The following is a 13,688-nucleotide window of genomic DNA, read 5'->3' on the forward strand; positions in this document are numbered from 1 at the left end:
TAGCAGGCGAAGAACACCGAGATCGGTGATAGGAAGAGGGAGTGAAGTGGCCCAGGCGCCAAGGAACGTTGAAGTCAGGTTGAAGCTGCCGATGCTCGAGATCGCCGGCAGCTGGGAGCCGAACGACGCGGAGCGGCGAGCTGCCTGGGAGCTGTATGTAGAGCTGATCACCCGAGTGTCTGTGGTGCCACTGCGGGAGGACGAGGGTCTGCTGCGAGAGGCGCTGACGAGCTTGCACTCGCTGTTCGGCACCAGTCGCGAGATCCTGCGCCGTCACGGGCCGCAAGTCGCCGAACCGAAACGGAACGGCGAGTACAACTTCGGGTACCTGGCGGTGGCTACGCTCAACTACGGTGTACGCCCGCTCCTAGCCGCCTGGCACCCTGCGTTGGAGGATTGGGAGAGCCGCCGCCCTGCGGACCGCTCCCGCCGCGACCATGAGCGTGCCTGGCCCCAGTCAGCTCAGCTGCGAACTGCCTTGGACGACACCCGTCGCATCCTTGCTGCGTACGCCGACCTCCTCGCCACCGCCTGCGGCGTACCCAACCTCCTCGGCGCCTATCCCAACCCCCGCTCCTGACGCACCACGAGGCGGGAGGAGGGCGTTCCTCGTGATCGCGAGTGAACATGGCACCCGTCGCCCTGGCTCGGCTCGGCAGCAGATTTACAGCGGGCTCCGCCCATCACCTGCGGCCTGCAGTGTTGCGTGCAGTTGAGGTTGTCGGGGGACGCCTGGGGAACGTCCACTCATCGAGCGAGCGCAGCAGGCCGTCTGCGGACCTTACTGCAGTGAATGAGGTGGGTTCTCGACCTTCCGCTCCGGCTCAGTCAGCTCTGTCGCCATGACAGTCGTGTGGCAGTCACAAGTCCATGCGTCCTCGGCCCGGACGGACGCCACGGCTCATGGAACGCACCGACCCGGGCGCCGTCCTGTTCGGGAAACACCCCGAGTGCCTGGAGTGCCCCAAGTGCACCTGCGTGTCAGTAGGTTGCCCTAAAGTCGGGTCCGTGGATGACTTCTTCGACGTCTTTGCAGCTCAGGCTCAGCGCAATGGTCTGGAGCAGACGGTGCTCAAGTTCCAGAAGCGGTTCGACCCGGACGAGATCGAGGGCTACGTCCGGGAGTTCCAAAGGCGTGCGGAATCGGTCCGGGTGGGTTACCCGCCGAAGATCCTTGCCGCGCCAGGGATGAAGCCCTGGTATCCGGGGCCGTTGGCGGATGATCCCTATTGGGTGCCGTACGCCGAGTTCCTGCGACAGGACGGCTGGCCCACGGATCGCCTGGAGGTGCTGGACGAGGCCTCCTCGAAGATCATCGCGTACACCAACGACCCCTCGCACGCGACGTTCTTGACGAAGGGCCTGGTCGTCGGGCACGTGCAGTCGGGCAAGACGACGAACTACACGGCGGTGATCGCGAAGGCGGCCGACGTGGGGTACCGGTTGATCATCGTGCTGTCCGGCATTCACAACGGGTTGCGCCGGCAGACCCAGGAGCGGTTGGCCGAGCAACTGTTGGCCCGCAAGGACGACGGGTGGTTCACCCTGACGTCCGCAGAGGCGGACTTCGAGGAGCAGAACTCCAAGGCGGCCGCGTATCTGCATCAAAGCGGCACCGGGGTGACCCTGTGCGTGGTGAAGAAAAACCACAAACGGCTGCAGCGGTTGATCGAGTGGCTCAGGCCTGCGGTCAAGGCCGGGACGTTCGCCGACCTGCCGGTGCTGATCATCGACGACGAGGCCGACCAGGCGAGCGTGGACACCCCCATCATCAATCCGCAGATCCGCCAGTTGCTCGACCTGTTCGACAAGCGGACCTACCTGGGCTACACCGCCACCCCCTTCGCCAACGTCCTCATCGACCCCTCGGCCGGTGATCTGTACCCGGAGACGTTCATCCTCAGCCTGCCCCAGCCAGACGGGTACTTCGGCGCCGAGAAGATCTTCGGCCGGGAGGCGGTCGAGGGCGAGGCGACGGGCAGTGATCTCGACGGCCACGACATGATCCGCATCGTTCCCACTGCCACGGTCGACCGGCTGCGGCCGCGCCGGCGGGCAGACACCGCCGGCTTCGTCCCGACCATGACCGACGAACTGACCGCGGCGGTGCACTACTTCTGGCTGGCGACCGCAGCCCGCCGCTGCCGCGGGGACCACGAGCACTCCACCATGCTCGTGCATCCCAGCATGCAGACGGTGGTGCACGAGGCCTACCGGGAGCCACTGGAGCGGATGCGCCAGGCCATGGTCCGCGCCCTGGAGCAGGACGACGAGGATGTGGTGGGAGGGTTGCGCCAGCAGTGGGAGGAGGAGAGCCGCAAGGTTCCCGCCGCTCAGTTCGGCAATCGTTTCGTCCCCTTCGACGAACTGCGCGAGCACCTACCCGGCATCGTGGCGCAGACCGATGTGGTCCTCGACAACCACCGCAGCCGCGACCGGTTGGACTACTCCGGGCCCGAGCCGGTGGTGGCGATTGCGGTGGGTGGCAACACCCTCTCGCGGGGCTTGACGCTCGAGGGGCTGGTGGTGAGCTTCTTCGTCCGTTCGGCCCGCACCTACGACACGCTGCTGCAGATGGGCCGCTGGTTCGGGTTCCGTCCCGGCTACGAGGACCTGCCCCGGATCTGGATGACGCAGCAGCTCAAGGAGTACTTCCGGCATCTGGCGACGGTCGAGCACGAAATTCGCCTGGACATCAGGCGTTATGAGGAGGACGACATCCCGCCCGGCGAGGTGGGGGTGCGCATCCGCACGCACCCGGTGCTGAACGTGACGGCGAAGATGGGGCGGGCCCGGACGGCATACGCCTCCTACGGCGGTCGCCGGGTGCAGACCCGTTACTTCCCCGAGGACGAGCGGGAGTGGCTGGCCGGCAACCTGCGCGCGGCTCGCACCCTGGTCGGCGACGCGCTCCGCGACGGCGCGGCGCTGGACGACCGCGGCTCCGGGGAGGTGCTTTTGCGTGACGTGGACGTGCGTCACGTCCTGCACTTCCTGGATAGCTATCGGGTGCACGAAGACTCGCCGGACCTCGAGCCGCGTCTGATCCGCGCCTACATTGAGACCGAGAACCGGCGTTCGCCGCAGAGCCTGCTCAGTTGGACCGTCGCCGTCATGGGCGGCCCCGCCGCGGACGCCCGGCACGTGGTGGAGCTCGACGAGCGGGTGCGGGTCGGCACCATCAACCGGTCCAAGTTGAAGGACAGCGGCGGTGTGAAGGCCGACATTAAGACGCTGATGACGAAGGAGCACCGGGTCGTCGACATGGACGTGCCCGCGGCCGAGGCACGGCGCCGGTCCGAGGCGGGCCTCGTGGCGCTGCGCAACGACCACCCGGACTTCCAGGATCGGGGTCTGCTCCTGCTGTATCCGATCGCCAAGGACTCCCCGCCCGACGAGGCCAACCGGGACACCCGTCGGCCGCTTCAGGCCGTCGAGCACGTCGTCGGCGCCGCCTTCGTCTTCCCCGGCAACTCCAAGGACACGGTCCCCAACCGGTACGTGCAGGTGGGCGTCGATCACCAGGCGGTCGATGACGCGGAGTACGACGACCAGGCCAACGCCCTCGACGACGAGGCGGACGACGCATGAGCGGCGCGGACACCGACTGGCGGCGCGAGCTGCGGTTCACCTGGCCGGTGGTGGGGGCGAGGCGGATAGCCGGCGAGCACATGACGATGGCGCCGATCGGCCTGGCCGTGACGGCGGGCGAGGTGCAGGTGGGGCTGGACGCCCGGGGGGATCGCCATCTGCTGCTGCCCGTCGCCCGCCCGGAGGAGGTACACGAGGACCTGCGCTCGGCCCACGTGCGGCTCAAGCGGGACAGTCTGCGGGTCGAGGGCCGGGTGCAGCACTACGCGGACCTGGTGTGCCACCGCACGGACCTGGGCGACCTCTTCGACGACGTGGTCAGCGAGGTCCTGCAGCGCCTGGCCGAGGACGGCGGCGCTCCCGCGCAGACCTGCCGGCAGACCCTGGACGCCTGGCGGGAGATGTTCCAGGGCCGCGGAGGGCGGCTGGCGACCTCCGAACAGCGCGGTTTGTTCGGAGAGTTGACCGTGCTGGAGCACGTCCTGCACGGCGATGCGTTCCTGCGGCCCACCCAGATCTGGACCGGGCCCGACCGGCTGCCCCACGACTTCCGCCTGCCCGGCACCTGGGATGTGGAGGTCAAGACGCTGGGTCGGGGCGGCTCCACCGTGGAGATCCACGGTCTGGACCAGCTGGCCCTTCCGCCCGGCGGCCGGTTGACGCTGGTCCTGGTCCGCCTGGTCGAGGACGCGTCCGGCACGTCGCTGCCCGAGCTCGCCGAGCGTGTGGTTGCCGCGGCCGCCGACTCCCGCGGCGTGATCGAGCAGTTGGCCAAGGCCGGATACAGCACGGCGGACGCGGATCTGTACGCCGGCGCGCGCTACGGCCAGCCTCAGCTGCTCGGGCTCGCCGTCGATGCCGGCTTCCCCGCCCTGACACCGGCCGACCTGCGCGGCCCCCTGGCGCCCGGCATCGACGCCGTCCACTACACCCTGGACGTGGCTGACCGACTGCCCGACGCCTTCGACCACGAACAGGTCGTGGCCCGGCTCGAGGGACGGTCGACGCCATGAATGCTCCCGTGTGGTGGGCCCAGCCTTCCGCCCCTGAGGGTGCCTCCGACGCGGAGGGCATCCGCAAACAGCTCGGCCGCCCCGACCTGGATCCCCTGCAGGTCCTGGTGCGGGAGGCCGCGCAAAACACGTGGGACGCCCGCCTGGGCGCCGGGGAGGTCGGTTTCGATCTAGCGCTCGCCCGACCGGGCAAGACCGGTCTAGCGCCCTGGATCGATGCCCTGTTGCCGGTGTTCGGCGACGACACGTCGCTGGGCCTGGCAGCAGTGCTGCACGACCCCGACACCGTGCTGCTGACCGTCAGCGACCGCGGCACCGGCGGTCTGGGCGGCCCACTGCGGGGCGACCGCGTGTACCACGGCAGTACAGACTTCGTGGGACTGGTCCGCGACATCGGCCGCACCAACCGCCGCGCGCACAGCGGAGGGACATACGGATTCGGCAAGGGCGTGCTGTTCACCACCAGCGCGGCCGGCACCGTCCTGGTGCGCACCAGATGCCGGTGGCAGGACCGCGTCCAGACCCGCCTGATCGCCGCCGCGCTGGGAACGGGCTTCGACCACGCCGAGCGCCGTTACACCGGCCGCCACTGGTGGGGACGCATCGCCGTGGACAACATCCCCGACCCGCTGCTGGACGAAGACGCCGACGCCGTCGCCGACGCCCTGGGCCTGCCGGAACGCGCTGGCGACGAACTGGGCACCGACATCGTGATCGTGGGTGCCCGGCTCGGCTCGAGCGCCCCCGTGGAGGCTGACGAACCCGAGCGCCCCCGCACGATGGAGGAAGCCGCCCAATTCCTCGGCTCCGCCATGCTCTGGGAACTGTGGCCCGTGATGATCAACAACGCCCCGGGCGCCCCGCGCATGCGCTGCCGCATCAGCGTCGATGGCCGGCCGCTGGACCTGCCCGACCCGGACCGGGTCCCCCGGCTGCAACCGTTCATCCGCGCCCATCGAAGCGCCCACACCGACGGGCGTCACGTGCGCAGCAGGAATCCCGCCGTCGACCTCGGCCGCTTCGCCCTCGAGGCGTTCATGACACCGGTGCGCCCTCACTGGACGGACGTAGCCGCCCCATCCGAGGGGCCCATGCACCACTGCGCCCTGATGCGGCAGGCGGGCCTCGTGGTGCACTACCGACCGGGCCCCCAACTCCCCGACACCGACGTCTCCTACGGCGCGGTCTTCCGCACCGCGGTGGGCGTGGACGACGCCTTCGCTGCCGCCGAACCGCCCACCCACGACGCCTGGGTGCCCAAGAACATGCCCGACCCAGACGCCAGGAAGCTGGTGCGCTCGGCGCTGCGCACGATCGACAACCGCATGCGCGAGTACGCCCTCGCCGAACCCGAACGGGTGTCGGCCGCAGGCCCCCAACCGCCGTTGGGCGCCCTGTCCCACCGCTTCGCTTCCCTGGTGCCCACCGGCAGCGGCCAGGGCGCCGACCATCCGCCCCCCGCCCCAGGGCGGCCAGGGGGCGGGGGAACGGGCAGTCTACTGCGCACCCTCACCCCGCCCCGACTCGTCGAGATCGACGGCGCCTTCTACGTCATCACCGACATCACCGTCTCCTCGGCCGCCGCACCCATCCGCGTCCTGGCGATGGCTTCAGTGGCCCTGGACCACGGCAGCGAGAACGATCCACCGGCCGGCGCGATCGGCCCGGAGGTGGTCGGCTTCCGCAGCCCCGACGCGGCGGAGATGCGCGAGGGCGACGTTCTGACCCTCACCGCTGCCGACCGACGCGACTGGGTCGTGATGGTGCGCCCCGTCGCGGGCGCTGCCACGCGAGTCCGCGTCAGCGCCCACCTCGTGCAGGAAGGCGCCCGCTGATGGCACACGACGTCATGCCCTTCCTGCAGCCCGCCCCCCAGGTCCTGACGTGCGGACCCTGGCAGATCGACGACACCGAGGGCACCCGAGAGCTGCCCGCGCTGCTGCCGGACTGGGACCCCCAGGCCGACCTCGCCCTTTCCCGTCACGTCACCGTCGACCACCCGTGGGCGCTGGCCGACTGCAGGTTGCCCGCCGACACCCCGCTCGCCCTAGTCGTCGACTGGCACTCCTCAGCCACGCACTACACGGGATCAGCCTTCCGCCGCCTCGTGGTCGACGCGACGACCCTGACCGTGCAGATCAAACTGTCGGGCACTGACCTCGGCGGCACCCTCGTGATCCACACACGCCTGGTGCTCGCCGACGACGTCCCCCACCCCGATGCGGCGCCGCCCTTCACCCCCTTTCACGCCGGGGAGATCCTGTGCGAACAGAGCACAGAAGTCCGCCTGGAGGGCAGCGCCTCTCGCTTCCCCATCTCCGTGATCCACTTCCCTCTGCACGGCTTCGACGAGAACGCCCGATGGGCGCTGAGCCTGCCCGAGGACCCCGCCGTCCCCGTCACCGGCGGCATCCGCCTCTACCTCAACCGGACCGACACCGAACTGGTCACCGCCGCCACCCGGGCAGCAGCCCCCACCTCGATGCAGCGCCGTCTGCTCGAAACGATGTACGACGACATCGCCCGCCAACTGGTGGAAGCCTGTCTGCGCCCCGCCTGGCGCGACGCCGTCACCGACGCGGCCGACGAACCTGGCAGCCTGGCCGAAAGCCTGACGGTATTGGTCTCCAATCTGTTCCACGGCGCGTCACTGCAAACCGTGGCTACCTGGCGTGAAGCCGAACCCTCCGTTTTCGCCGCTGCCCTGCAGGGCGCCCTGCGCCGCCAGCATCAAATGCGCCAGGAGACGCCATGAGCCTGCTCTATCCACGGATCACCCCCGCCGAGGCCACGACGCTCCTGGCCCACTACACGACTCTGAACCCACAGGACATCAAGAACCACGCTGGCCACTCCCCCACGGCCTTCTACGGCACCACCGGCGGCACCCCCGTTACCCCCGCCCACCTCGACCATCTCGCCGACACCCTGCGCGAGTGTGCACGGCGCGCCGGTCAGCCGGCCCCGGCCGGCGACCACAATAAGATCCTCTTCGACCGCGCCGCGGCTAAAGCCCTGCACACCACGATGGACATCACCCCCGCCGAGGCTGGCCAAGGCGACATGTGGACCTACCTCGCCACGTGCCTCGTCCCCGACGTCACCGCCTGGCGCTTCGGTACCCGCACCCCCGAACGCTGGATCGGCACCGGCCTGGTCCGTCACACCCTCGCCCGCCTGTGGTGGCAGGCCCATGCCCTCGCCGAGACCCGGGACGGCGCCACCCACTACGACCTGCTCGACCGACTCACCGAGTCTGACCTCAACCAGATCTTCGAACGCCGCACCATCGGCGGCACACCACCCCTCGCCCGCGCCCTCGCCCGCGAACTGACCGCCCCCCACCTCACCACCCTGTCTGTCCCCCGCCGCGCCATCGTCCGCGACACCACCAAACGCCTACGCCGCCTCCTGCCCTATACCTCCTTCACCTCCCTCGACGAAATCGTCATCCAAAACAGAATCCACACCCTCATCACCCAATCCATCCAAGCCCTGCAACACGCCAGCACTCACCCCTGACACCACCCGCTAACAACCACTGCCGCATCGACTGCCCAATCCTCTGAACTGCTCAAGGGAGCCCTGTCGGCAGACTTACTGCGGGCTCCGTTCACCACCGACGACCTGCGGCGTTCCGTGTGCCCTCCTTCGTCAGGCCCACCACAAGAGGAGCCCAACTGCTGTACTTCAAAACTAGGTTGGCCAGGTATGACAAGATCTTTCACATAGAGCCGTGGCGTCATGGGGGAGGTTCTTGGTGGGAAGCCATCTGCGTGTCGGTGAAGTGCTGCGGTCCGCGCAGAATCGGGATCCCTCCACACCGGTCATCGATGGGTACCGGAACATCCACCACGTCACCGCTTCCCGCACTCTTGCTCAGATCCAGTTGAGCAAAGGCATCAACCCTGTCGCCAAAGTGAGGGCGCCGGGCGGGCGCCGCCGTCCGGCGATTCTGATCCGGTCCAGCCCGTGGAAGGCCGGCACGGCTGAGACTCCGTGGCATGACGTGTTCGACCTGGACAACGGTCGCGTGCGCTACTTCGGCGATCACCGAGTCGACCACCCCGTCCCCGTGGGAAGCACCCAGGGCAATGCGGTGCTGCTGGAAGCCTTCGCAGAGCACCAGGCACCTACCGCCGAGCAGCGTGCCCTGGCCGTGCCGTTGCTTTTGTTCGCAGCGGTCACGCGCAACAAGACCCCCAAGGGGTACGTCGAGTTCTGTGGCGTGGCGGTCATCGAGCGGGTCGAGCAGATAGAGCAGGAGACCAAGGGACGCCCCTTCCCCAACTATCGCTATGACCTGGTTGTCCTGGACCTGAGCGCAGAAGACGATCAGGTCGACTGGGCGTGGATCGAAGCCCGAGGCAATCCTTCTCTCTCTGCCAGCGACGCGCTCGAGCTCGCTCCGCGTGCCTGGCGTCAATGGGTGAAGCACGGTCATCCGGCACTGCCTGATGTACGACGGCAGAAAGTCCGCTCTGAAGGGGACCCGGCTTCTCGTTCTCACTCGGCCGAGGACAGCTACGAAACGGCAGGGCTGTTTCCTGCACCTCGCCAACCAGACAGCGCAGGCACAGTCTCCTTCGGCCCGACTGAGCAGCAGGAGGAACTGACCGCGACGGCCCTCGTGGACAGGCTGAGGAACCTCAAAGTCCATCGGTTGAACGGCCGCCCGAGCAGGCACAAGCCCTTGTCACTGCTGTGGGGGATCTCTCGGATCGCCGCGGGGAAAGCCCGTCTCGCCCCCTGGCGGGAGTTCCGCGACGAAGTGGGAGGTCTACTGGCCGAGTTCGGCCTTCCCGAGTCTTCCGTGACCCCTGAGTACCCGTTCTGGCGCTTGAAGACGAGCCACCTGTGGCAGGTCACAGGCTTCCCGTCGGATTCATCCGTCGAGCCCTCTATCGCAACGCTCGAACGGTTCAACGCCAAGGGCGGGCTGAACGAGCAAGCCGCGCACCTGCTGAGTGATTCCTTCGTGCGCTCTCAGGCAGTTGCTGTCCTACGGGAGACCTACCTCGCTGATGTCGACCACTCCGAGCTGATGGACCGGTTGGGACTGGCCGGCTACGAGAACGCAAGCGGAGTCCCCGACGGCGGGGAGGAACGAGAGATGGAACCAGGCCCGGCATCAAGGCGCACGGTCACCCTCTCCCGCATCGTCCGTGATCCTGAGCTGACGGCCACAGTGAAGAGACTGCACGGCGACCGCTGCCAGGTCTGCGGTCTGCAGTTGTCGACCCGCTTCACTACCTACAGCGAAGCAGCCCACATCCGCGGCCTCGGTCGCCCCCACAACGGCCCGGACAAGCTATCCAACCTGCTCGTCCTCTGCCCCAATCACCACGTGCAGTTCGACGCACTTGCCATCTACGTCGACACCGAGGACACCGTGCGCGTGACCGCCGACGGCAACCCCATAGGCCAACTCCGCCGGCATCCCGCCCACCAGATCAACGAAGCACACCTCCGCTACCACCGCGCACTATGTGGCAGGGACGACGAATAACAGCACGAGCCTGCTGCCCTCTTCAGACGGCCAGCAGGCGACGACGCAGCAGCTTTTCAGCGGGCCCCGTTTACCTGCTACGACCTGCGGCCTTACGTGCGCTGCTGGTGCCTGGGGAACACCTGGGGGAAGCGAGATTGAAGCCACGGGTCTGCACCGGCAGCCAGGACAGGCGTCGGGACCGGTCCGGAGTTCGGTCGACCGCACTCCCTGCCGTAGCCACTAGCTGAGAACGGAGACGGTTGGTGGCGTATCTGTCTGCCGAAGCGGCAGACAGAGGTTGCCGTCTAACCTCACCATTCCAGAGCACGTTATTGGCCTTGGGCCCTCAGCGGGGGCGCGTCTTCCAGTAGCAGCCAGATTCCCCGCTCCTCTGATTTTAGCTCCAACAGGTCCGTACGGTGCATGTAGAGCATACGGAGAGCTAGACAAGCAATAAGAATTGCTTCTTGACGCTGCTCGTACACTGTGTGACTTGGAATTTCTTTTGCACCGTGGACGATTTTGCTGCGGCTGGCATAAATCTTGGCCAGCTCCTTCCTTTTTTCTCGCCGTTGCTCCGCACCACTTTCGATCAGCTTGGCGAGCGATGCAGTTACGCGAAAAGTAGTCTCCGTTGATGCACCGAACATGTTTTCCCAGGCGATAAGGGCATCAATGAGACCATCACTATCATCACCTCGCGCAGAGGCCGCTTGAAGCACCCTCTGCATTGCAATATTGAGCGAGTTTGGATGGTTAGAACAGATGGTGTCGTGCATCCGCTCCACCTCGTTGATAGTACGATTCTCTAGACTTCTACAATTAAGAGTGTTACCTACCATCTGCGCCCCGGCAGATCCTCCCACGCTAGTCAGATCGAAAATGAATCTAGAGTGCTCAAGCGAGGCGAGGAAGTCCTTTCCATCGGAGCTCAGAAGCAGACTTAGACGCACCTTGTCGAGCTTTTCCTCGAACTCCGCATACGCGATTCGAACGCATTCACGCGTCTTTTCTGCTTCGGCATCGGAAAGTCCACTTGGGTCATTTTGCGTGATGCGGATAATCCGTAGAGGGAAGGTCGTCTCAAAAACGGCTGTGACCGAATCGCCTGAAGCGAGCAGCAGTTCCTTTTCGATGGGACGAGGGGAACGCATGATTCCGCTGGTAAGCGATAGTTCCGCTCCACCAGGAAAGGTTATGCCGCTAAATCCCACAATGGCTGGGACGTGGACGGTCTGCCCCTGAGACAGGAGACGCAGATCACCTACGCACGATGTCAAGGCTTCCGAATACGCGTCATAGCTCCTCTCTGAGGAGGAAAACCTCATGCGGACGCTGGCATCGAAAAGAAGACCAGACAGGACACCCATAGGTGACTTACTGCCGTTTGAGCCGGCAGTCGCAAACCACATCGCCATATGGCCCAGCACATCGGTAGAAGAGGCAGCCTGCGGGATGTCAGGAAAGAGTTTCGACAGGGCCGGATCTTCGGCGAATGCAAGGCCCATTTCCGCACGAATAGGGTGCTGAATTAGCCCAACAGGCGCCGCCGCGAAAAAAGTGTTCGCGAGCATGGAGGAGGGCGGTACCACCAGATAGGCGGCCCAAATATCACGCGCTAGAATCAATAGCGCGGCGAGAAATTTGTCACCTTCTACGCTTGGGGTTTCAGGGATTTCTCCACCGTTACGCAAACGCATGTCATTCACTACTGTGGTAGATGCCCCTTCCGGGTGGCTAGTGAGAATTTGCATTGTGTTCAGATATGCGTCCCGATCATTGCTAGTTGTTTGTTGAGTAAGAGCCAATTGGAATATTGCTTCGCTTACTTGCGGGTCTCCACTCTCAAAACCCGACTCAACTGAGTCGTCAGCATCAAGTGCAAGCACATAGCGCAAGAAGTCCACACTGAAGACGTTATTAACTACCTGAAATGCCGAAGGCATGGTTCCCCCTCAGTAGCTCCAAGAGTGCGGATTGTAGGCTTTACTCGCCTTAGATGGCCAGTGCCGCGAAACCTGACAGTACCGGGAAGCACGACGCCATCTCGGCGTAATCGAAGAATGTGGTCAGATCCTGGCCGCGCAAGCCTAGAAGCATCTCCCTGCCATCCAGATGACGGATGACGGGGAGGTGGAGCGAATTTCGCGCTACGTATTGCCTGCCCGAACCAGGCACCTATTTACGGTCCAGGCGAACGGGAGTTAAGGGCGCTCATGCTGCGTCTTTCGCCTTTGAACCGGCACCTCGATGTGCGAGGCCGCGTCTCTATGCGCCCCCTCGCCGGAGATCAGCAACGGGTCGTCTGGCATGACGACCTTGCCCACCGGCCGTTGCGCAAGCCACCCCGAGCGCCTATGCGCTGGCGCCTCGGTGCGCACGTGCTTAAATCCCAGACGCTCGTAGTAGGTGTGCAACTCCGTGTTCGTGCGCCACGTGTCGATGCGCACCCACGTGCGTCCCTCCAGCGCCGCCAGACGGCACATCCAATCGATCACCCGTGTGCCGAGGTGCCGCCCGGATGCTTGCCGCGCGACGATCAGCTTGTACAGGTACAGGGCTGACTCAGGGCGGTCTGCATCCCTCCAGAAGTCACGATCGACGGGCCCGCGACTGACCGTCGCGAGCACCTCGTCACGCTCGTCGACCACGACCCAGGCGCGCCCCTCATCTATGCTGGCGCGCCACTTCGCGATGGCCTTCTCGCCGGTCTCAGGGTCGCTCCACTGGTCCGTGCCTTTGCTGCGTAGCCACTCTTCCGCCTCTGTACGGAGCGTCAAGAGGGCGGGTACGTCCTCCGCCGCTGCAGGGCGGAGGTACTCAGTCCGTGCTGACTTCATAGAGGATCTTGTGCCTGTCTCCGGGGAGGATGGTGACCATGCAGCGTAGGGGGCGATCGTCCGCGTCATAGCCCGTTCGGGTGTGTTCTGCGACTGGAGTAGCCGCGGGAAGGCCAAGTTGCTCCGCTTCCTGGTGAGTCGGCATACGGACCGAGATTTCATCCACGTACTTGGCTTGCACGAGTCCCACAGACGCGAGGATGCCGCCGGGCGCGGAGACGTCCCGGGGCTCCATCAGAGGCGTACCGACCACGAGTTCCTGAGGAAAGTACGAATCGGCGAGGGCATAGGGCCGGTTGTCTATGTACCGGACACGCTTGCGCGCCACGGCTAGACCGTCGGCGGGGAGTTGTAGACGCTCCCGCACGTGCGGCGGCGGTTCCACGATGGACACCGTGATGTCCTGGCGGGGAGCATTGCCGTTCTCCGCGATCACGCTTGCCCACTGGTCGCCGGCCGTCCGCCCTTCAACCGCGTTCGCGTGACGACTCCGGCTCTCCAACGTCGTCCAGTTCCAGACAACCGGCGGGTAGTCCTCGCGGACGTACTTGCCCTGGCCCTGACCGGTGACGACTAGGCCTTCCTCAATCAAGAGGCGCACGCCGGCACGAATCGTCTCGCGGCTATAGCCGTACTGACTCATCATCTTGGATTCACTGGGCAGGGCCTCACCAGCCGTCAGCCTGCCGGACTGGATCTGTTCGCGCAGGTCATAGGCGATTTCCTGCGCCTTCGTCATACCGCGTCGCACTG

Annotated in this window: 10 protein-coding genes; 7 read left to right on the plus strand and 3 right to left on the minus strand. The window is 65.8% G+C overall.

The window, feature by feature from the left end; all coding sequences use genetic code 11:
• Positions 1–79: 79 nt before the first annotated feature.
• The 7 genes from QNO09_RS32835 (at position 80) to QNO09_RS32865 (ending at position 10,113) form a co-directional block, all read left to right on the plus strand.
• The gene (locus QNO09_RS32835; protein WP_283973874.1) at positions 80–580 is read left to right on the plus strand and encodes a hypothetical protein; all 501 of its coding nucleotides are present in this window, start codon (positions 80–82) and stop codon (positions 578–580) included.
• A gap of 428 nt (positions 581–1,008) precedes the next feature.
• Positions 1,009–3,591 carry a Z1 domain-containing protein gene (locus QNO09_RS32840; protein ID WP_283973875.1) on the plus strand — a complete coding sequence of 861 codons (2,583 nt, stop codon included), beginning with the start codon at positions 1,009–1,011 and terminating at the stop codon, positions 3,589–3,591.
• Positions 3,588–4,604, plus strand: coding sequence for a PD-(D/E)XK motif protein (locus tag QNO09_RS32845; protein ID WP_283973876.1), 1,017 nt, complete (start codon positions 3,588–3,590; stop codon positions 4,602–4,604). Before QNO09_RS32840 ends, QNO09_RS32845 begins: the two co-directional genes overlap by 4 nt.
• Entirely contained in the window at positions 4,601–6,439 is a 1,839-nt protein-coding gene (locus QNO09_RS32850) for a hypothetical protein (RefSeq protein WP_283973877.1), read from the plus strand. The genes QNO09_RS32845 and QNO09_RS32850 overlap by 4 nt, the downstream gene beginning before the upstream one ends.
• The gene (locus tag QNO09_RS32855; protein WP_283973878.1) at positions 6,439–7,359 is read left to right on the plus strand and encodes a hypothetical protein; all 921 of its coding nucleotides are present in this window, start codon (positions 6,439–6,441) and stop codon (positions 7,357–7,359) included. Before QNO09_RS32850 ends, QNO09_RS32855 begins: the two co-directional genes overlap by 1 nt.
• A complete protein-coding gene (locus QNO09_RS32860; protein ID WP_283973879.1) occupies positions 7,356–8,126 on the plus strand; it encodes a DUF6339 family protein in 771 nt (256 codons plus the stop codon). The genes QNO09_RS32855 and QNO09_RS32860 overlap by 4 nt, the downstream gene beginning before the upstream one ends.
• 238 nt (positions 8,127–8,364) lie before the next feature.
• Positions 8,365–10,113 (plus strand): phosphorothioated DNA-binding restriction endonuclease family protein, encoded by a 1,749-nt coding sequence (locus QNO09_RS32865; protein WP_283973880.1) that lies wholly within the window; start codon positions 8,365–8,367, stop codon positions 10,111–10,113.
• A 311-nt stretch (positions 10,114–10,424) separates the two neighbouring features.
• On the opposite strand, the gene QNO09_RS32870 is transcribed toward QNO09_RS32865, so the two are convergent.
• From QNO09_RS32870 to QNO09_RS32880, 3 genes are all read right to left on the minus strand, one after another.
• Entirely contained in the window at positions 10,425–12,002 is a 1,578-nt protein-coding gene (locus QNO09_RS32870) for a HEPN domain-containing protein (protein ID WP_283973881.1), read from the minus strand.
• Positions 12,003–12,299: 297 nt separating this feature from the next.
• Complete coding sequence (locus tag QNO09_RS32875; protein ID WP_502962375.1) at positions 12,300–12,875, minus strand: GNAT family N-acetyltransferase; 576 nt, start codon at positions 12,873–12,875, stop codon at positions 12,300–12,302.
• Positions 12,876–12,915: 40 nt separating this feature from the next.
• Positions 12,916–13,674: a GntR family transcriptional regulator gene (locus QNO09_RS32880; RefSeq protein ID WP_030954611.1), complete on the minus strand. Its 759-nt coding sequence runs from the start codon at positions 13,672–13,674 to the stop codon at positions 12,916–12,918.
• Positions 13,675–13,688 lie beyond the last annotated feature (14 nt).

Source organism: Streptomyces sp. 378 (genome assembly GCF_030124145.1).
Classification (GTDB): domain Bacteria; phylum Actinomycetota; class Actinomycetes; order Streptomycetales; family Streptomycetaceae; genus Streptomyces.